The 18,379-nt window shown below is 71.5% G+C and carries 21 protein-coding genes; 9 read left to right on the top strand and 12 right to left on the bottom strand.

Going from position 1 to position 18,379, the window contains the following annotated elements; genetic code table 11:
• Positions 1-6: 6 nt before the first annotated feature.
• The 3 genes from J2X60_RS00680 to J2X60_RS00670 are packed head-to-tail and all read right to left on the bottom strand — an operon-like array spanning position 7 to position 2,061.
• A complete protein-coding gene (locus J2X60_RS00680; protein WP_309886166.1) occupies positions 7-780 on the bottom strand; it encodes an SCO1664 family protein in 774 nt (257 codons plus the stop codon).
• A complete protein-coding gene (locus J2X60_RS00675) occupies positions 777-1,304 on the bottom strand; it encodes a DUF3090 domain-containing protein (protein ID WP_070418140.1) in 528 nt (175 codons plus the stop codon). The genes J2X60_RS00680 and J2X60_RS00675 overlap by 4 nt, the downstream gene beginning before the upstream one ends.
• A 34-nt stretch (positions 1,305-1,338) precedes the next feature.
• Positions 1,339-2,061, bottom strand: coding sequence for a histidine phosphatase family protein (locus J2X60_RS00670; protein WP_309886164.1), 723 nt, complete (start codon positions 2,059-2,061; stop codon positions 1,339-1,341).
• Between the two features lie 67 nt (positions 2,062-2,128).
• Here J2X60_RS00670 and J2X60_RS00665 point away from each other — a divergent pair, with 67 nt between their 5' ends.
• Together J2X60_RS00665 and J2X60_RS00660 are read left to right on the top strand one after the other, a co-directional pair.
• Positions 2,129-3,337 carry an MFS transporter gene (locus J2X60_RS00665; RefSeq protein ID WP_309886163.1) on the top strand — a complete coding sequence of 403 codons (1,209 nt, stop codon included), beginning with the start codon at positions 2,129-2,131 and terminating at the stop codon, positions 3,335-3,337.
• Between the two features lie 76 nt (positions 3,338-3,413).
• The gene (locus tag J2X60_RS00660) at positions 3,414-3,842 is read left to right on the top strand and encodes a BLUF domain-containing protein (RefSeq protein ID WP_083295228.1); all 429 of its coding nucleotides are present in this window, start codon (positions 3,414-3,416) and stop codon (positions 3,840-3,842) included.
• A gap of 33 nt (positions 3,843-3,875) precedes the next feature.
• Here J2X60_RS00660 and J2X60_RS00655 read toward each other — a convergent pair whose 3' ends face one another.
• The 3 genes from J2X60_RS00655 to J2X60_RS00645 all read right to left on the bottom strand — a co-directional run bounded on the left by J2X60_RS00655 (position 3,876) and on the right by J2X60_RS00645 (position 6,442).
• Positions 3,876-4,193, bottom strand: coding sequence for a hypothetical protein (locus tag J2X60_RS00655; protein ID WP_309886162.1), 318 nt, complete (start codon positions 4,191-4,193; stop codon positions 3,876-3,878).
• Positions 4,194-4,197: 4 nt separating this feature from the next.
• Positions 4,198-4,809, bottom strand: a complete 612-nt coding sequence (locus J2X60_RS00650) for a ScbR family autoregulator-binding transcription factor (RefSeq protein WP_309886161.1) — start codon at positions 4,807-4,809, stop codon at positions 4,198-4,200.
• Positions 4,810-4,891: 82 nt separating this feature from the next.
• Positions 4,892-6,442, bottom strand: a complete 1,551-nt coding sequence (locus J2X60_RS00645) for an alpha-L-fucosidase (RefSeq protein ID WP_309886160.1) — start codon at positions 6,440-6,442, stop codon at positions 4,892-4,894.
• A 120-nt stretch (positions 6,443-6,562) separates the two neighbouring features.
• Between J2X60_RS00645 and J2X60_RS00640 the strand changes: the two genes are divergently transcribed.
• From J2X60_RS00640 to J2X60_RS00630, 3 genes are read left to right on the top strand one after another with little or no spacing between them, the layout of a single operon-like run.
• Positions 6,563-7,555, top strand: coding sequence for an aldo/keto reductase (locus tag J2X60_RS00640; RefSeq protein ID WP_309886159.1), 993 nt, complete (start codon positions 6,563-6,565; stop codon positions 7,553-7,555).
• On the top strand, positions 7,552-8,562 hold the full coding sequence (locus tag J2X60_RS00635; protein WP_309886158.1) for a LacI family DNA-binding transcriptional regulator: 1,011 nt from the start codon (positions 7,552-7,554) through the stop codon (positions 8,560-8,562). Before J2X60_RS00640 ends, J2X60_RS00635 begins: the two co-directional genes overlap by 4 nt.
• The gene (locus tag J2X60_RS00630) at positions 8,562-8,990 is read left to right on the top strand and encodes an RbsD/FucU domain-containing protein (protein ID WP_309886157.1); all 429 of its coding nucleotides are present in this window, start codon (positions 8,562-8,564) and stop codon (positions 8,988-8,990) included. Before J2X60_RS00635 ends, J2X60_RS00630 begins: the two co-directional genes overlap by 1 nt.
• 37 nt (positions 8,991-9,027) lie before the next feature.
• Here the strand turns inward: J2X60_RS00630 and J2X60_RS00625 are convergent, their stop codons facing one another.
• From J2X60_RS00625 to J2X60_RS00610, 4 genes are all read right to left on the bottom strand, one after another.
• Complete coding sequence (locus J2X60_RS00625; protein ID WP_309886155.1) at positions 9,028-9,498, bottom strand: BLUF domain-containing protein; 471 nt, start codon at positions 9,496-9,498, stop codon at positions 9,028-9,030.
• A gap of 87 nt (positions 9,499-9,585) precedes the next feature.
• Positions 9,586-10,959: a sugar ABC transporter substrate-binding protein gene (locus tag J2X60_RS00620; protein WP_309780355.1), complete on the bottom strand. Its 1,374-nt coding sequence runs from the start codon at positions 10,957-10,959 to the stop codon at positions 9,586-9,588.
• Positions 10,960-10,969: 10 nt separating this feature from the next.
• Positions 10,970-11,926 carry a carbohydrate ABC transporter permease gene (locus J2X60_RS00615; RefSeq protein ID WP_083295227.1) on the bottom strand — a complete coding sequence of 319 codons (957 nt, stop codon included), beginning with the start codon at positions 11,924-11,926 and terminating at the stop codon, positions 10,970-10,972.
• 29 nt (positions 11,927-11,955) lie between these two features.
• A complete protein-coding gene (locus J2X60_RS00610) occupies positions 11,956-12,930 on the bottom strand; it encodes a sugar ABC transporter permease (RefSeq protein ID WP_309886153.1) in 975 nt (324 codons plus the stop codon).
• Between the two features lie 199 nt (positions 12,931-13,129).
• Here J2X60_RS00610 and J2X60_RS00605 point away from each other — a divergent pair, with 199 nt between their 5' ends.
• Positions 13,130-14,362 (top strand): Gfo/Idh/MocA family protein, encoded by a 1,233-nt coding sequence (locus tag J2X60_RS00605; protein WP_396127768.1) that lies wholly within the window; start codon positions 13,130-13,132, stop codon positions 14,360-14,362.
• 74 nt (positions 14,363-14,436) lie between these two features.
• On the top strand, positions 14,437-15,450 hold the full coding sequence (locus J2X60_RS00600) for a LacI family DNA-binding transcriptional regulator (protein WP_229087208.1): 1,014 nt from the start codon (positions 14,437-14,439) through the stop codon (positions 15,448-15,450).
• Between the two features lie 90 nt (positions 15,451-15,540).
• Here J2X60_RS00600 and J2X60_RS00595 read toward each other — a convergent pair whose 3' ends face one another.
• A complete protein-coding gene (locus J2X60_RS00595; protein WP_309886150.1) occupies positions 15,541-15,990 on the bottom strand; it encodes a helix-turn-helix domain-containing protein in 450 nt (149 codons plus the stop codon).
• A gap of 84 nt (positions 15,991-16,074) precedes the next feature.
• On the opposite strand from J2X60_RS00595, the gene J2X60_RS00590 reads away from it, so the two are divergent.
• Positions 16,075-16,770 (top strand): SDR family oxidoreductase, encoded by a 696-nt coding sequence (locus J2X60_RS00590; protein WP_309886149.1) that lies wholly within the window; start codon positions 16,075-16,077, stop codon positions 16,768-16,770.
• A gap of 249 nt (positions 16,771-17,019) precedes the next feature.
• Here the strand turns inward: J2X60_RS00590 and J2X60_RS00585 are convergent, their stop codons facing one another.
• Positions 17,020-17,580 carry a GrpB family protein gene (locus J2X60_RS00585; protein WP_309886147.1) on the bottom strand — a complete coding sequence of 187 codons (561 nt, stop codon included), beginning with the start codon at positions 17,578-17,580 and terminating at the stop codon, positions 17,020-17,022.
• 84 nt (positions 17,581-17,664) lie between these two features.
• On the opposite strand from J2X60_RS00585, the gene mtnN reads away from it, so the two are divergent.
• A complete protein-coding gene (gene mtnN / locus J2X60_RS00580; RefSeq protein ID WP_309886145.1) occupies positions 17,665-18,375 on the top strand; it encodes a 5'-methylthioadenosine/S-adenosylhomocysteine nucleosidase in 711 nt (236 codons plus the stop codon).
• The last annotated feature ends 4 nt before the right edge of the window (positions 18,376-18,379 follow it).

The following is an 18,379-nucleotide window of genomic DNA, read 5'->3' as shown; positions in this document are numbered from 1 at the left end:
GGGTCGCTAGAAGAGCGGCCAGGGCACGGCGGGCCCGTGTCCCGGTGGCGGCGGGAAGACGCCGACGGCCCGCAGCGCCGCGCACCGGGCGCGCAGGGTGTCGACCTCGGCCACCGTGAGGTGTTCGTCGAGTGCGGCACCGAGATCGCCCTGCAGCGCGTCGGTCACCCGGTCGATGCCCTCGAGCTCGTCCGCGTCGAGCGGTTCGCCGATCCACCCCCACAGCACCGAGCGCAGCTTGTGCTCGACGTGGAAGGTCAGCCCGTGGTCGACGCCGAAGCGGTGACCGTCCGGCATCGCGAGGACGTGACCGCCCTTGCGGTCGGCGTTGTTCACCACGACGTCGAACACCGCCATCCGCCGCAGTGCGGTCGTGTCCTCGTGCACGAGGGTCACCGGACGGTCCGCTTCGTCGATCGCCTCGAGCACCGGCCGCCAGCGGGGTGCGCCGTCGCCGGACAGCTCGGCCTCGGCGTCCTCGGTGGGGACGAGGTCGACCGCGTCCTGCTCGGGATCGACGTCCTGCCACCGCTGGACCATGCCGCGGCCGAACGGCCCCTCGCCCATCCACGTCGGGGGGACGACGTCCCAGCCGAACGCCTCGGACACGAGGTACGCCGCGACCTCTCGATCGGCGAGGGTGCCGTCCGGGAAGTCCCAGAGCGGCCGCTCCCCCTCGATCGGCTTGTAGACGACCGCCTCGCCGTCGAGGTCGGCGAGGAAGGTGGCGTTCGAGGCTTCCCGGATGCGTGCCCGGATGGACAGCGACCCGTCGCTCATGCGGCCCCTGGGGGACGGCCGGCGGCCACGATCTCCCGCGTGCGCTCGACGAACGCGCGGGCGGTGCCGACCGGGATCTTCACCTGGAACAGCTCGGCGGGCTCGGGGATCTCGACCACGGCCTCGATCTCCTCGCCGTCCTCGGTCGTCTCGGCGACGATCTCGAGCTCGTCGTCGATGGGGTACGCCTCGATCACGACCTGAGCGGTCGCGGGGTCGAACCCGAGGCTCAGGGCGCCGGCACGGAACTCGGCCTCGACCGGCTGGTCGAGCGGTTCACCGTCACGGAGTTCTGCGGGCGCGGACGGCGGGACGCTGAACCGGTTGTCCTCGACGGTCGCGACCTCGTCCAGGAGCTCGTCGATCTTGTCCGCGAGGACGGCCGACTGCTCCTTCTCGAGCGCGACGCTCGTGACTCGGCGGCCGTCACGCGCCTGGATGTAGAAGGACCGCTCGCCCGGACGGCCGACGGTCCCGACGACGAGACGGTCCGGCCAGTCGAAGCCGTGCACGATGGTGGGCATACCCCGCATTGTAGGAGCGCCGGGCGACAGTCGTTCAGGCTCCGGCAGGAGCCGGCCCGGTGGCGGGGTCGTCGTGGCCGGCGCCGCCCCCGACCGCGGCGTCCGCACTCGGCGCCGGTGCGGCCGCGAGCCACGTCAGGTCGCCCGACTCGGTGTTCGACGCGACGACCTCGGGACGGTGCTCGCCGTAGCGCACGATGGACACCGATGCCGGTCCGACCGCGATGCGCTGGAACAGGTCGAGGTGCATGCCGAGGGCGTCGGCGAGCACGGACTTGATCACGTCGCCGTGGCTCACCGCGACCCAGACGGCGCCCGGACCGTGCGTGGCCTCGACCTCGGCGTCGATCCGGCGGACGGCGGCGACCGCGCGCGACTGCATCCCCTGCATGGACTCCCCGCCGGGGAAGACGACGGCGCTCGGGTTCGCCTGGACCGTCCGCCAGAGCGGCTCCTTCGCGAGGTCCGCGAGCTTCCGGCCCTGCCAGTCGCCGTAGTCGCACTCCGTGATCGCCCGCTCGATGCGGGTCTCCGGCTCACCGGCCTGGCGTCCGAGCAGCGCGCGGGCGGTCTGCCGACACCGTTCGAGCGGGCTGGACACGACCGCGGCGAGCGGGACCGCGGCGAGTCGTCCGGCCGTCCGTGCGGCCTGTTCGCGGCCGACGGCGTCGAGCGCCACCCCTGCCGTCCGTCCGGCGAGGACGCCGGTCGCGTTCGCGGTGGTGCGTCCGTGCCGGACGAGGAGGACGGTCGCCATGTGCCCGATCCTAGGCCGCCGACCGCGTTCCCTTGACTCGACCACGGTGGGACGTTCTGATGGACCCATGATCGAGCGCCACCGCGCGGCACTCTTCGCCACGTCGACGATGACCGGGTTCGGGATCGCCTCGTGGATCACGCGCACGCCCGCGATCCGCGACGCGCTCGGGGCCTCGATCGAGGCGATGGGCATCGTCATCCTCGGGCTCTCGATCGGCTCGATGATCGGGATCCTCGGCGCCGGTGTGCTCGTCCGGCGACTCGGGACCCGGCCGCTCATCGTCCTCGGCGGGGTCCTGCCCGTCGTCGGCATGCTCCTCGTCGCCCTGTCCGCCCCCGCGCAGCTCGCCGCCGGGGTGTGGGGAGGGTTGTTCCTCATCGGCTTCGGGTCGGGCGTCGCCGAGATCGGCCTGAACGTCGAGGCGGCCTCGGTCGAACGGCGGATCGGTCGGCCGGTCGTCCCGCTGCTCCACGCCTGCTTCAGTCTCGGCACGGTCCTCGGCGGGGTGGCGGGCATCGCGGTGACCGCTGCCCGGACGCCGGTCCTCGCGCACCTGCTCGGCGCCACCGTCGTCATGGCCGCACTCGCCGCGTTCGCCGCCCTGAACCTCCGTCCGGTCCCCCGCGCTGCGCCCGAGGCGTCGTCCGCGGCCGCACCGACTCCGCGGCTCCGGGCCGTGCTCACGGTGCAGGTGCTGCTCATCGCCGTGATCACCCTGGCGATGGCGTTCGCCGAGGGTGCCGCGAGCGACTGGCTCCCGCTGCTCATGACGTCCGACCACGGCGCCCCCGAGGCCGTCGGGTCCCTGGTCTTCACCGGCTTCGCCCTCGCGATGTTCGTCGGGCGGACGGCCGGCACGCCCCTCGTCGCCCGGTTCGGTCGTGCACCGGTCGTCCGGGTGTGCGCGGCGGTCGGCACCGTCGGCGTGCTGCTCGTCGTGGTGTCGCCGAGCCCCGTGCTGACCGCGGCCGCCGCCGGGGTGTGGGGTCTCGGCATCGCCCTCGGCTTCCCGCTCGCGATCTCGGCCGCCGGCGACCACCCGACCGATGGTGACCGACGGGTGTCCGTCGTCGCGACCGCGGGCTACATCGCGTTCCTGGCCGGTCCTCCGGCACTCGGGTTCCTCGGCGAGCACCTCGGCCTGCAGGCGGCGATGCTCGTCCCCGCCGCACTCCTCGTCGTGGCGCTGCTCGCCGCCCCGGCGACCCGGAACCGCACCACGCTCGACGTGCAGGAGCCCCCGGTCGGCGCACCGGCCCCGTCCGTGGACTGACGGGACGGTTCCGACCCCGGACTACGTGTAGCGGACACCATTTCGTGTCGTCGACGGCCCGCGCCAAGATGGAGCCGTGCTCGTCTCCATCGTCTACATGAGCCGGGCGGCCACCCCCTTCGACGACGCCGCCCTGACCGAGCTCCTGCGTGGGTCGCGGCTCCGGAACGAGGCGCTGGGGGTCTCCGGCATCCTGCTGGCGAAGGACGGCCGCTTCATGCAGCTGCTCGAGGGCCCGGCGTGGAGCGTGGACGACCGGTTCGCCGCGATCGCGCGCGACCCCCGCCACGGCGAGGTGAAGTCGCTCGTGCGCGAGGACATCGAACGCCGTCGGTTCGACGGCTGGTCGATGGCCTACCGGTCGCTCGACGACTCCGACATCGCCGCCGAGGAGGGCTTCAGCCCGTTCCTCACCGACGGCGTCGACTTCCCGCGGTCCTTCGACCGCACGAGCGCGGCCTGGCTGCTGAAGTGGTTCCGCGACCGCGAGCTCCACGACCGCTGACCCGCAGTAGCCCGGCCCCCGTGCCGTCCCGCGTCAGTGCGCTCGTCGGCGCCGGACACGGGTGACCGCGGCCGCACTGCCCGCAGCGGCGAGCACGACCAGCCCGAGCGCACCGACGCCCAGGCCGAACACCCCGAGGATCCCGGCGCCGATGTTCGCGCCGCCACCGTCGTCGACCGTGACGAACAGGGACCAGAGCGTCACCGCGACGGCGACGAACCCGACCGCGAGCAGCACGGTCGCGACGACGTGCAGCGCGACGACGCTCGCGGACCACCCCACCCGCTCGACCCCGGACGTCGCGAGCGCGGGGTCGCCGTATGGAGGGGAGCCGTGCTCGCTGGTGTCCACGGCGTCAGTCTGCCGTGCCGAACGCGTCCGCCACGACCCCCAGCAAGCGGGGCCGGTGCCGGGGGTCCGCGACGGCGGTGAGCACCATCCGCCACATCGTCGCGACCGCGGGGAAGAGGTCCTGCCGGCCGGTCCGCACCGCCGAGACGAGCTGGACCCCGGTGAACATCGGGACGACGGTCGCGCCGAGCTGCTCGGGTGTGAGGTCCGTCCGGAGTTCGCCGCTCGCGATCGCGAGGCGGAACAGGTCGCTGATCCCACCGATCCACTGGTCGTAGAAGGCGGCGGTCGCGGCACCGAACTCGCCGCGTTCGAGCGAGAGCCGGATGCCGGCGCTCACGACGGGGTCGGTCAGCAGCATGCCGGCGATGCCGCGGGAGGCCCGGACGAGCGCTTCCGTGGGCGACGCGTCGTGGTGGCTCACGACTTCGAACGTCCGCACGTTCTGCTCGTCGATCACGCCGAGCGCGAGGGACGTCTTCGTCGGGAAGTGGAAGTGCAGGGCGCCCTGCGAGACGCCCGCCTCGCGGGCGACGGCCGCGATCGTCGTGGCGGCGAAGCCGACACGCTCGAACTCACGGGCGGCGGCCTCCAGGATCAGTGCGCGTCGTTCCACGGTTCCAGTGTGCCGGTCGGGAGGCGCGGTGCGGGCCCGCACCGCGCCTCCAGACCGAGGGTGGTCACCGCGGACCGCTCGCTCACCCGTGCAGCGAGTCGGTCCGTTCCTGCCGCTCCTCCGGACGCAGCCAGACCTTCACGACCGGGCCGGAATCGGGATCGGTGCCGGTCGGCACCACGACCTCGAGCGCCGTGGCGGTCTGCGTCCACTGCACCTCGCCGTCGGCGCCGAGCACCTCGACGCTGCGGACCGGCCGTCCGAGCAGGTTCGTCCCGCTGCCGAACGAGCGGATGCGCGCGACGCCGTCCGCCGGGTCGGCGAGCAGGACCGCGTAGACGTACTCGCCGGTGACGTCGTGGCGGGTGGTGAACCGCACGTCCTCGGACGTGTAGGCCGGAGCGGCGCCGTCGACGAACGACCCCGCCTGGACGTGCGTCGGACCCTCGCCGAAGACGCGCCAGGGACGGGTGCCGTAGATCGCCTCGCCGTTGGCGGTCAACCACCGGCCGATGCCCTCCAGCAGCCGCTGCTCTGGCTCGGCGATCGTGCCGTCCGGCTTCGGGCCGACGTTGAGCAGGAGGACGCCGTTCTTCGCGACGACGTCGACGAGCTCGGCGACGAGGTCGCGCGCGGTCTTGTAGTCGTGCCCCTCGATCCAGCACCAGGCGGACTTGGACACCGAGGTGTCGTTCTGCCAGACGAACGGCGGGATGTCCCCCATCGCACCGCGCTCGATGTCGTAGACGGCGGAGCCGTCCGCGAACGCCTGCCACTTGTAGTTGATGACGACCTCGCGCCCCCACTCGGCGGCACGGTTGTAGTAGTACGCGGCGAGGGTGCGCAGCCACGGCTCGAACGCTGGCTGCTCGATCCACCAGTCGAACCAGAGCACCTGCGGCCGGTACTTGTCGATGACCTCGACGGTCCGGAGCAGCCAGTCCTCGAGGTGTCGCTCGTTCGGCGCGGTCTCCTCGCGCTGGGCCGGGCCGTAGAAGTCGATGAACCGCGGGTCGAGCACGTCCGAGTCGAACCGGGCGCCCCCGTTCATGAAGAACCAGTGCTCGGCCCGGTGCGAGGAAGCGCCCCGCACCATGAACGCGTCGTCGACCGCCTGGAGCAGGTCGCCGAACACGTCGCGCTCCGGCCCCATCCGCGCCGCGCTCCACCGGGAGCGGTCGGTGTCGTACATCGCGAAGCCGTCGTGGTGCTCGGCGACGGGGACCACGAACTGCGCCCCCGCGCGACGGAACAGGGTCGCCCAGTCCTGCGGGTCGAAGTGCTCCATCGTGAACGACGGGATGAAGTCCTTGTAGCCGAACTCCGACTGCGGTCCGTAGGTGGCCACGTGGTGCTCGAACTCGGGGGTGCCGGCGCGGTACATGTCCCGCGAGTACCACTCGTTCCGGAAGGCCGGCACCGAGTAGACGCCCCAGTGCAGGAAGACCCCGAACTTGGCGTCCTCGTACCAGCGCGGCGGCGTGTACCCGCGGAGCGACTCCCAGGTCGCCTCGTACGGGCCGGCGGCGACGACCGCGGCGACGGCGGCGAGCGCCGCGGAGTTGTCCGACACGTCGACCGGCTCCGGCAGGGCCGCCGGGTCGATCCGTGGCAGGTCGTGGGGTTCGGGCATGACTCCTCCTCGAGTCGAGCGAAACGTTTCGTCCTGGAGAGGGTTCTACGGTAGCGTGCATCGCACCCGCACGGGTGAAACGTTGAGTGATGCGCGACGACGCGCAGGAAGCAGGCCACCGTGGACGTCCCGACGAGCCGACCCCTGCGGACCGGCGCACACATCCCGACGATCGGGCTCGGCACGTTCGGCTCCGACCGGTACGGCCCGGACGAGGTGGCGGCGGCGGTCCGCGGCGGCCTCGACGCCGGCTACCGGTTGGTCGACTGCGCCTCCGTCTACGGCAACGAGCCCGAGGTCGGCGTGGCGATCGCGGCGAGCGGTGTCCCGCGCGAGGACCTCTTCGTGATGTCGAAGGTCTGGAACGACGCGCACGACCCGGCCGATGCGGTCGCGTCGGTCGAGCGATCACTCCGGGACCTGCGGGTCGACCACCTCGACGCGGTGTTCGTGCACTGGCCGTTCCCGAACCACCACGCGCCGCACGCCTCGGTCGAGGACCGCGACCGGTCGGCCCGCCCCTACGACCACGCCGCGTACCTCGCGCTCTGGCGGTCGCTCGAGGGGCTCGTCGACGCCGGACTGGTCCGGCACCTCGGCACGTCGAACACGACGGTCCCGAAGCTGCGGCTGCTGCTCCGCGACGCCCGGGTCCTCCCCGCGCTCAACGAGATGGAGCTGCACCCGACGTTCCAGCAACCGGAGCTGTTCGACTTCTGCCGCGCGAACGACATCCAGCCCGTGGGTTACTCGCCGCTCGGGTCACCGTCCCGCCCGGAGCGCGACCGCGAGGACGACGACCCCGTGGACGTCGACCACCCCGTCGTCCGGCGGATCGCCGAGGCGCACGGCGTGCACCCCGCCGTGGTCTGCCTCAAGTGGGCGGTCGCGCGCGGGCAGGTCCCGATCCCGTTCTCGGTGAAGCCCGAGCAGTACCGCGCGAACCTCGACGGCGCGCTGACGGACCCGCTCACCGACGAGGAACTCCGGGCGATGCAGGACGTCGACCACGGCGTCCGGCTCATCAAGGGGCAGGTGTTCCTGTGGTCGGGCGCCGACAGCTGGCACGACCTGTGGGACGAGGACGGCACGATCCCCGGGGGCGTCGGGTGACGGCGACCTACAAGGACCTGCAGCGGGCGACGGGGCTCTCGCTCGCGACGATCTCGAAGTTCTACAACGGCGGCACCGTCCGTGACGAGAACGCACAGGCGATCGAACGGGCCGCGGCGACGCTCGGGTTCCGGCCCAACGGGTTCGCCCGGAGCCTGCGCTCCCGGCGGTCCGGCACGATCGGCGTCCTGCTGCCGGCGCTCGACAACGACTTCCACCTCACCGTGATCGCCGGGGTCGAGAGCGCACTCCGGGCGCACGGGACGAGCGTCATCGTCTCGTCGAGCCCGGACGCCGCCGCGGGCGCGGTCGACCTGCTCCTCAGCCGGATGGTGGACGGCATCATCGCGGTGCCGTCGGACCACGACGTCGAGGCCCTGGCGCGTGCGGCCGAGCGCGTGCCGGTCGTGCAGATCGACTGGCGTGCGGACGCCCTCGTCACCGACGGCGTCTTCCTCGACAACCGCGGCGCCGGCGCCCTCGCCGCCCGCCACCTGCTCGACCACGGGCACCGCCGGGTCGGGGTCGTCGCCGGTGACCCCGTGGTCTCCACCATGCGGGAGCGCACCGCGGGCTTCCGTGCGGTGGTCGAACGGGAGGGCGGTGTCCTCGGACCGGACTCGGTCGTCGAGGGTCCCCTCACGGTGCAGCACGGGCAGGCGGCGATGCAGCGGCTCCTCGTGCAGCCGGACCGCCCGACCGCGGTCTTCTGCGCGAACTACGAACTCACCCTCGGAGCCGTCATCGCACTGAACGAGTCCGGGCTGACCCTCGGCCGGGAGCTCTCGGTGCTCGGGTTCGACGGCCTCGAACTCGCCCAGGCCACCGTCCCGAAGCTCACCGTCATCGTGCAGCCCACGCACGAGCTCGCCGTCCGCGCCGCCGACCTGATCCACGCGCGCCTGGCGGACCCCGACGCCGACCCGGCCCCCGTCGACGTCGTCGTCGCACCCCGTCTGGTCGCCGGTGGATCGGTCGCCCGACTCGTCACCCCCACGGAGGCATGATGCTGCGCTACACCCTCACCCACCAGCCGACGCTGAGCGCGCTCGCGTCGCTCGGGCACGGCTCCAAGGTGCTGGTCGCCGACGGGAACTACCCGTTCGCGACGGCGATGCGTCCCGGCGCCGCGCTCGTGCACCTCAACTTCCGCCCCGGACTGCTCGACGTCGACGAGGTCCTGACGACCCTGCTCGACGCGGTCCCGGTCGAGGCGGCGACGGTCATGGAGGCTCCGGCGGACACCGTCGTCGCGGCGCACGAGGGCTACCGGCGCATCCTCGGGCCGGACGTGCCGCTCGGTGCGCTCGACCGGTTCGCGTTCTACGACGCGGTCCGGGCGCCCGAGACCGGGTTGGTCATCGCGACCGGCGACCAGCGGTCGCACGCGAACCTGCTGCTCGAGATCGGCTTCCACGCGGCGTCGGAACGGTAGGGACCCCGCGGCGACGGGACGCCGACCGGCCACGTCGTCAGGCGGCGTGCCTCGCCAGGGTGATCCGCGCCTCCTGGACCTCCTGCAGGTCGCGTCCACGGAACCAGCGGAGCAACCAGTCCGCCGGCGACCCCGCGACCCCGGCCGGCAGGCCGGAGCGCTCGCTGAGGAACGTGCTGAAGCCGGGCTCGTCGCGGACCTCGGGGTCGGAGGGGTTGCCGAACGCCATCGCCCAGCCGTCGAACCGCCGCGCGTCGATGCGCTCGCGCGACAGCGACTTCACCTCGCGGTGCCTCGGGTCGCGCTGGATCGCGGCGAAACGGTCCTCGACGCTCCATGCCGGACCCTCGAGGACCTGCATGAACCGCCCGCCCTTCGCGAGGAGCAGACCGGAGACGCCGAGCGCCTCGTTGCGGAGCCGCGCCTCGCGCAGCATGGCGACCAGTTGGTCGTCGGTGAGGTCGTCGACGGCGACGGACATGTACACGAGTGATTCGAGGGAGGACATCGGCGTCAGTCTCGGACCTGGCCCCTGCGGCGTGCAAGGTTCGTCCGCACACCGCACCGGCGGGTGCGGTGTGCGGACGAACGCGGCTCAGGTGAGGGCGAGGAGGTTGTTGACCTGCTCGTTCACCCCGGTCAGCGTGCTGATCGGCTTGCCGTTCGCGTAGATGTCGTCGAACGCGGGTTGCACGATGGCCTGCACGTCGGCGGGGTTGCGGGTCACGGGGAACAGGAACGTCGTGCCGTCCTCGACCTGCTCGGTGAAGGCCGTCACGTCGAGGCCCCGCTTCGCGTACGCCGCCACCGCTGCGTCGGTCCCCGATCGGCGTGCCGGGAAGACGATGCCCGCCCGGCCGACGATCTCCTGGGCGGCAGCGCTGCCGAGGTACGCGACCCACTTCGCAGCTGCCTCCGGGTTCCGCGCCTGCTTCGTGATCGAGTCGCCGAGCCCGTTGAACATCGACGCGCGGTGCCCGATCGGTCCGGTCGGCGTCGGCGCGATCCCGACGTCGATGCCCGGGAGGTTCGCGTACGTCCCGATCATCCACGAGCCGTTGAACGAGAGCGCCACCTTCTTCGAGCCGAGCTGGACGTCCGGTCCGGTGGTCGTGGAGAAGACCCCGTACTTCGGCATGTAGCCCTTCTCGGCGAGCCCGAAGTACCACGAGATCGTCTTCTGGAACCCGGCGTCGTCGTAGCGGAACCGGTTCCCCCAGGGGTTCTTGTTCGTGTAGAACCAGTCGATCGACCCGGTGAACGGCGACCACTGGGTCTGCCCGAACCCGTCGCCCCCGCTGCCGTTGGCGCTCATCCCGTAGACGGCGACGTCCGTCTTGTCGAAACCCGGCTCGTCCCCGCGGCGCCCCTTGCCGTCGATCGTGAGGTGCGCGACGGCACGCTCGAAGGTGCCGCCGTCATCGGGGTTCCAAGACAGGGCGGCCAGGTCGTCGGCGGTGTACCCGGCCTTCGCGATGACCTTCTGGTCGTAGAACATCGCGACCGTGTCCCAGTCCTTCGGCGAGCCGTACCGGTGGCCGTCCCGCCCCTTCCAGAGCTGGGCGAGCCCGGACTGGTAGTCGTCGTCACGGATCCCCGACGTCGCCTCGAGCTCGTCGAGCTCGTACAGCACGTCGAGGTCGGCGAACTGCGGGAACTTCGACAGGTGGTCCGTGAACACGTCCGGAGCGGTGCCGGCGATGAACCCGGCGGTGAGCTTCGTCCAGTAGTCGGCCCACCCGAGCTGGGTGATCCTGATCGTGATGCCGGGGTTCTCGCGCTCGAAGGCCTTGGCGACGGCCTGGTACGCCGGCAGCTGGTTCGAGTCCCAGAGCCAGTAGGACACCGTGCCGGTCGCACCGCTCCGCGGGTTCGGGGTCCCCGTGGTGGAGCAGGCGGCGAGCGCACCGAGCGCCAGGGCGGACGCTCCGCCGGCGAAGAGGGCGCGGCGGGTGATGGAGTTCGTCATGTGCGGATCCCTACTTGATGCCGGAGAAGCCGATGGAGTTGACGATCCGCTTGGCGAAGACGCCGAAGAGCACGATCATCGGGAGCGCCGCCACGAGCGTCGCGGCCATGAGCCCGGCCCAGTCGGTGCCGGACTGCGGCGACTGCGACTTGAAGACCCCGAGCGCCACCGTGAGCACGCGTGAGCTGTCGGTGTACGAGACCATCAGCGGCCAGAAGTAGTCGTTCCACGCCGTGATGTACGTCAGGACGGCGAGCGTCGCGATCGGGGCGGAGGCCATCGGGAGGATGAGCCGGAAGAAGACCCGGACCTTGCCGGCGCCGTCGATGAGTGCCGCCTCCTCGACCTCGCGGGAGATCCCGAGGAAGAACTGCCGGAGGAAGAACACCGCGAACGGCGTCATGAGCATCGACGGCAGGGCGATCCCGAACAGGGTGTCGACCAGGCCGAGCGACTTGATCAGCGTGAAGTTCGGCAGGAGCGTGAAGATCGTCGGCACCATCAGTCCGGCGAGGAAGACCGCGAAGACCCGGTCGCGCCCGGGCCACCGCAACCGCGCGAACGCGTAGGCCGCCCCGGCGGAGAAGAACACCTGGCCGACGGTGATCATCGTCGCGGTGAGCACCGAGTTCAGCAGGTACTGCCAGAAGTTGATGGCCGCGCCGGACCCGCCCTGGGCGAGCGCCTCCTTCGTGGACTGCAGGCCGAACACGCGCTCGAAACCACCGAGGCTGAAGCCCGTGGGGAGGAGCGAGGTGGGGTCGGCCGAGATCGCACCGTTGGAGGACAGGGCGGTGCGGAGGATCCAGTAGAACGGGAACAGGGTCACGACGATGACGGCGATCATCGCGATCCAGGCGATGACCCGTCCGACGGAGGGCTTCCGACGAGGCGGTCGGGGGCCGCCGCGGGTGGTGATCGCGCGTGTGGTCTGCGGTTCGACCACCGGGGGCAGGGTGCTGGTCATCTTCGACTCGCTTCCGTGTGCTCTGGCCGTCAGTCCAGGTCGCTCTCGCCGGAACGCGAGAGTCGGTACTGGATGATCGTGATGATGCTGAGGACGATGAGGAGGGCCACCGAGACGGCGGACGCGTAGCCGAACTGGAACCGGCCGAACGCCAGGTTGTAGATGTAGTTCTGCACGACGTTCGTGGCGTTCGCGGGTCCGCCCTGGGTGGCGATGGCGACGGTGTCGAACACCTGGAACGACCCGATGATCGTGATGATGAGCACGAGCGAGAGGATCGGTCGGAGCAGCGGCACGGTGATGCGCCAGAACATCTTCCACTCGCTGGCGCCGTCGATGCGGCCGGCTTCGTAGACCTGCTCCGGCAGCGCCTGCAGGCCCGCGAAGATGAGCAGGGCCGTGTAGCCGACGTTCCGCCAGACGTTGATGAACGCGATGGTCGGGATGCCCCAGACGTCGCTCTGCAGGAACGGGATGCGGCCCACACCGATCGCCGACAGGATCTCGTTGCCGATGCCGAGCTGCGTGTCGAGGATCCACAGCCAGATGAGCGCCGCGACGACGTTCGACACGAGGTACGGCGCGAGGACGATGCCCCGGACGAAGGTCGACTTGGTGAGGCGGTGCATCATCACGGCGATGAACAGCGCGAGGATCGTCTGGAACCCGATGTTCAGCAGGACGTACTCGACCGTCACCGCCATCGAGTGCCAGAAGATCGAGTCCTGCACCAGGCGCTCGTAGTTCTGCAGCCCGGTGAACACCGGGGGCGTGAGCAGGTTGAACGACGTGAAGCTGAGGTAGATGCCCCGGACGGTGGGCCACGCGAGGAACACGGCGAAGCCGACCGATGCCGGGGCGATGAAGATCAGCGCCAGCCAGAGGTCGTTCCTGGGCCGGCGTCGCGGGGAGGTGGTGCCGGCACGGGCGAGGTCGGTCGCCCGACTCCTCCGTCTCGTGCTGGCCGTCGTCAAGGGTGACGACACAGGGCTCTCGGTGGCCATCGCGACTCCTTCGTCTGCGGTGGACTGACGTGCAGCAGTCCGTGAGCCGGGAATCTACACGTGGGGACAGCGGGTGGCAAGAGGCTTCTTCTTCGTTTGAATCGGGGGTTGTCACGTGTAGACATCGGTGTCAGGATATCCCTCGATCGCATCGGAGCGACCTGCCCGGCGACGCATCCCCCACCTGGAAAGGTCACTGATGATCTCTGTCGGAATGGTCGGCGCGGGCCAGTTCGCCCCCCAGTTCGCCAAGCTGTTCAAGCTGCACCCGGACGTCGACCGCGTCTTCGTCACCGACCTCGTCGACGACCGGGCGTCCGAGCTCGTCGAGTCGCAGCACCTCGACGGCACGTTCCCGGACTTCGACGCCGTGCTCGCCTCGGACGTCGACGCCGTCGCGATCTTCACGCAGCGCTGGACGCACGGGCCACTCGTGGTCAAGGCCCTCCGCGCCGGCAAGCACGTGTACTCGGCCGTGCCGATGGCGATCTCGGTCGAGGAGATCCAGGCCATCATCGAGGCCGTCCGCGAGACCGGGCTCACCTACATGATGGGCGAGACGAGCTACTACAACCCCGCGACGGTGTTCGCCCGCTCGAAGGTCGCCGAGGGTGCCTTCGGCCGTGTCTTCTACGCCGAGGGCGACTACGTGCACGACATGGACCTCGGCTTCTACGCCGCGTACCAGTTCAGCGGCGGCGAGGACTGGAAGCGCACCGCCAGCTACCCGCCCATGCTCTACCCGACACACTCGGTCGGCGGGGTCCTCGGTGCGATCCCGGGGCACGCGGTCAGCGTCAGCTGCATCGGCGTCAAGGACGACCGCGGCGACGGGGTCTTCGACAAGGACGTCAGCCAGTTCGACAACGACTTCTCGAACGCCACCGCCCTGTTCGAGCTCGACAACGGCGGGGTCATGCGGATCAACGAGATGCGCCGCGTCGGCTACCCGTCGCACATCCGCGAGTCCCGCTTCCGCTACTTCGGCACCGAGGCGAGCTTCGAGCAGCTCGCCAAGGTCAGCGTCTGGCAGGAGAAGGAGGACTCGCACGACATCAGCGACCAGATCGACACCCAGGCCACGATGGAGCTCGACGACCCGCGCCTCGCCGGCGTCGACCCCTCGCTCCGTGACGCGTTCGTCTCCGGCTACGCGGCTGTGCACGACACGTCGCGCCTGCCGGCCGAGTACGCCGGCGTGCCGACCGGACACGAGGGCAGCCACCAGTTCCTCGCCGACGACTTCGTCCGGGCCGTCGTCGACCGGACCCTGCCGCCGGTGAACGCCTGGACCGCCGCCCGGTTCACGCTGCCCGGCATCATCGCCCACCAGTCCGCCCTGCAGGGCGGCGTCCGCCTCGAGGTGCCGGACTTCGGCGACGCCCCGGAGACGGTCGAGGCGGTGGGCTCGTCTAGTATCGCCAGCGACTAGCAAGTGGTGTTCGGGTGTCGATCCGCACGGGCCGGCACCCGAACGCGACTTCCGACCCGACGAAGGTGGCACCCGTGACCGTCCCGACGACCCCGAGGGCGGTCACCCGCGCCGACGTCGCCCGGTACGCCGGCGTGAGCACCTCCGTCGTGAGCTACGTCGTGCACGACGGACCCCGTCCGGTCGCAGCGGCCACCGCGGCACGCGTCCGCGAGGCGATCCGCGTCCTCGGCTACCGCCCGAACGCGAGCGCCCAGGCCCTCCGCACCGGCTCCTCGAAGATGCTCGGACTCATCGTCCCCGAGCTCGACAACCCGTTCTGGTCCGAGCTCGGCGTCGCGGTCACGCACGCCGCCGCCGCGCGCGGGTACGACGTCCTGCTCGCCAACAGCGACGGCGACGCCGCGCAGGAACGGGAGCGCCTGCGCAGCCTCTCCGCCCGGCAGGTCGACGGCATCATCGTCACGAGCATCATGACGCGGCCGGACCTGTCCACCGTGACGGACCCCGGCATCCCGATGGTCCTGCTCAACACCTTCTTCGAGGTCCCCGACTACGCGAGCATCGGCGTCGACGCCCTTCGTGGCGCGTACGACGGCACGCAGCACCTCGTCGAGCACGGCTACCGCTCGATCGGCCTGGTCATGGGGCACGCCGGCTCGATGGAACTCCGCGAGCAGGGCTGGATGCGCGCGCTCCGCGACGCCGGGCTGCCCGACGGCCCGATCGTCCGCTGCGACTTCACCCGACGGGGCGGCTACGAGGCCGGTCTCCGTATGTTCGGCGAGGGCTCCGGCCCCCGTGCGGTCTTCGTCAGCTCCGACATGCAGGCGGTCGGGCTCCTGCGCGCCCTCTTCGAGCTCGGACTGTCCGCGCCCGACGACGTCGCGATCGTCTCCTTCGACGGCGCGGTCGAGGCCGACTACACGAACCCGCAGCTCACCACGGTCCGGCAGCCGATCGAGACGATGGCGACCGCCGCCGTCGACCGGGTGCTCGGCCTCGACGCGGACAACCAGTGGCACCGGGACCTCGTCCCCGCCGAGTTGGTGCTCGGCGCCAGTTGCGGGTGCGGCGTGCGTCGCTGACGCACCCGCCTGCGGTCCGGGAGGCGCGGCGCGGGGCCGACCCGCGCCTCCCGTCCGACGGTGGTCACGCCAGCCCGCCTGCTCGCACCGTCAGCCCTCCATGACCGCCTCGAGCGCGTCGAGCGCGACGCGGCGGTGCCCGTTGCGCGTCACGGCGACCGCCTCGACCGGCTCGCCGGTGGCCGCCTCGACGAAGCGGAGGTCGGACGTGCGCGCGGACGGCCGGTGCCGGTCCGCCCACCCGCCGAGAGCGAGCAGCACGAGCGAGAGGTCGCGGCCGGCCTCGGTGAGGACGTACTCGTCACGGACGCGCCCACCGTCCGGCTTGTAGGCGTGGCGTTCGAGCACGCCGCCCTCGACGAGGGAGCCGAGGCGGGCCGTGAGGACCTCCCGCGGGACCCCGAGGCTCTGCTGGAACTGGCTGAAGCGGGTCGACCCCGCGAGGGCGTCGCGGACGATCATGAGCGTCCACTTCTCGCCGAGGACGTCGAGGGACCGCGCGATGGGGCAGCGCTCGTCGCCGCCGAGGATGCCGAGCATGTGTTCATCCTACCTGGGTTCGGAATCCAGACACACCGTGCTAGGTTCACTTTCCGTACCCAACCTCTTCGACAGGAGCACACCATGACCACCCTCACCGACGCGACCGTCCTCGTCACCGGAGCGAACGGCGGCCTCGGCGCCGCGTTCGTCCAGCAGGCCCTCGACCGCGGCGCCGCCAAGGTCTACGCCACGGCCCGGACCCCGCGCACCTGGGACGACGAGCGCATCGTGCCGCTCGCCCTCGACGTCACCGACCAGGCGAGCGTCGACGCCGCCGCCCGTGCAGCAGCCGACGCCACGATCGTCGTGAACAACGCCGGCATCGGTGGCTCCGCGCCGCTCCTCGAGACCTCGGTCGACGAGGTCGAGCACGTCTTCGCCACGAACGTCTTCGGTGCGCTCCGGGTCGCCAAGGCCTTCGCGCCGTCGCTGGCCGGGGGCGCGCTCGTCGACGTGCACTCGGTGCTCAGCTGGATCGCGCTGGCCGGGGGCTACTCCGCCTCGAAGGCCGCGTTCTGGTCGATCACGAACTCCCTGCGCCTCGAGCTCGCACCCCAGGGGACCCAGGTCCTCGGAGCGCACCTCGGCTACACGGACACCGGCATGACGGCCGACCTCGACGTCGAGAAGGCCGACCCGGCGGACATCGTGGCGGCGATCTACGACGCCCTCGAGGCCGGCGAGCACGAGGTCCTCGCCGACCAGGTCAGCCGCGACGTCCGCGCCGGACTGAGCGCCCCGCTGACCGCGCTCTACCCGGCGCTGGCGTCTGCCTGACGCCTTCGCTGTCGACGGCGCCGGCGGGGCTCGCGACCCCGCCCGCCGTTCCGCGCGACGGCGAGGCGTCGGGACACGCCGCGGCGCGCTGCGGCGTCGGGACGGCCGGTTCCGCGGGGCGCGTGACCGTTCCGGTTCGCGGATCCCGTGATCCGCGAACCGGAACGGTCACGACGGCGGGAGGACACGCGCACGACCGCGGCGAGTCGGCCGATCGCAGCCGGTCGGGTCACACCCGCGCGTCAGGGGTCAGCCGTGGGCACCTCGGCCGGTGATGCCCGCGGTGGCGTCGGCGATCGAGGCGCGCTCGGAGTCGGTGAGGCCCGCCGCGCGCAGCACCCGGTCGAGCACCGCGGTCTTGCGCACGAGGTAGTCGTCGATGTCCAGCGCCTCGGCGGCAGCCCGACGCTTCACGGCGGCGTACTCCTCGCGGAGTGCGCCGTCCGCGCGCAGGACATCACGCACGCCGAGGTGGTTGCGGAGCGCGAGCGATCCCTCGACCACGACGTAGGTGTTGCTCGGGGCGAAGCGCTCGGGCGTGCGGAACGCCTGCCGCCCCGGGATGCCGAGGTCGCCGCGCGGCACGAAACCGATCGCAGCGAGGGCCTCGACGGCCGCGGGCACGTCCGCCGCCCCGACGACCACGTCGACGTCGATGACGGGCTTCGCCGCGAGGCCGGGCACCGCCGTGCTCCCGACGTGCTCGATGCGGTGCGGGACGCCGGCGGCGAGGAGCGCCGCGCCGTACGCCGTCCGCAGCACCGCGAAGCGCCGCGGCCACTCCGCCCGGTACCCGACGACCTCGACCACACCGCCCCCTGGATCTCCTCGCGCACGGTGCACGGTACGCGTCCCGGTGTCCCGACGGTCGGCGGCCCGTGCGATCATCGATCAGTGCAACTCCCTCCCCCGATCGCGGTCGTCATCGCCGCCATGAGCGAAGAGGTGTCCGCGTTCGCCGGGCTCCTCGGCGGTGTCCCGATCCTCGACGGTCCGGTCGGCGGCCACGACGAACACCACCTGCTCGACGTCGGTGGCGCCACGGTCGCCGTGCGCCGCAGCGGCATCGGGTTCACGAACGCCACGGCAGCGGTCGCCCACGCGTTCCACGACTTCGGCTCGGGCATCCCGGTGATCAGCGTCGGGACGGCCGGTGGGCTGATGCACGGCGTCGAGATCGGCAACGTCGTCGTCGGGGACCGCTACGTCAACCTCAACGCCGACGCGACGGCGTTCGGGTACGCGCTCGGCCAGGTCCCGGGCATGCCCACCGGGTACGAGCCCGACGACCGGCTCGTCGAGCTGGCACTCGCCTCCGACGCCGGGTACCGCCTCCGCTCGGCCACGATCGGCTCGAGCGAGATCTTCGTCACCGAGGGTCGAGCACGTCTGCTCCGGACGGCGTTCCCCACGGTCGCGGCGGTCGACATGGAGTCGGCGGCGATCGCGCAGTTCGCACACGTCCACGCCATGCCGTTCGTCTCCGTCCGGTGCATCAGCGACCTGTGTGCGCCGGACGGCGACGAGTTCAAGGAGCACCTCGACGATGCGGCCGCCCGTGCCGCCCGCGTGGTGCACGACGTCGTGACGGGGCTCGTCAGCTGAACCG

This window comes from Curtobacterium sp. 320 (assembly GCF_031455235.1).
Lineage (GTDB): Bacteria > Actinomycetota > Actinomycetes > Actinomycetales > Microbacteriaceae > Curtobacterium.
This window is presented reverse-complemented; position numbering and strand designations above follow the sequence as displayed.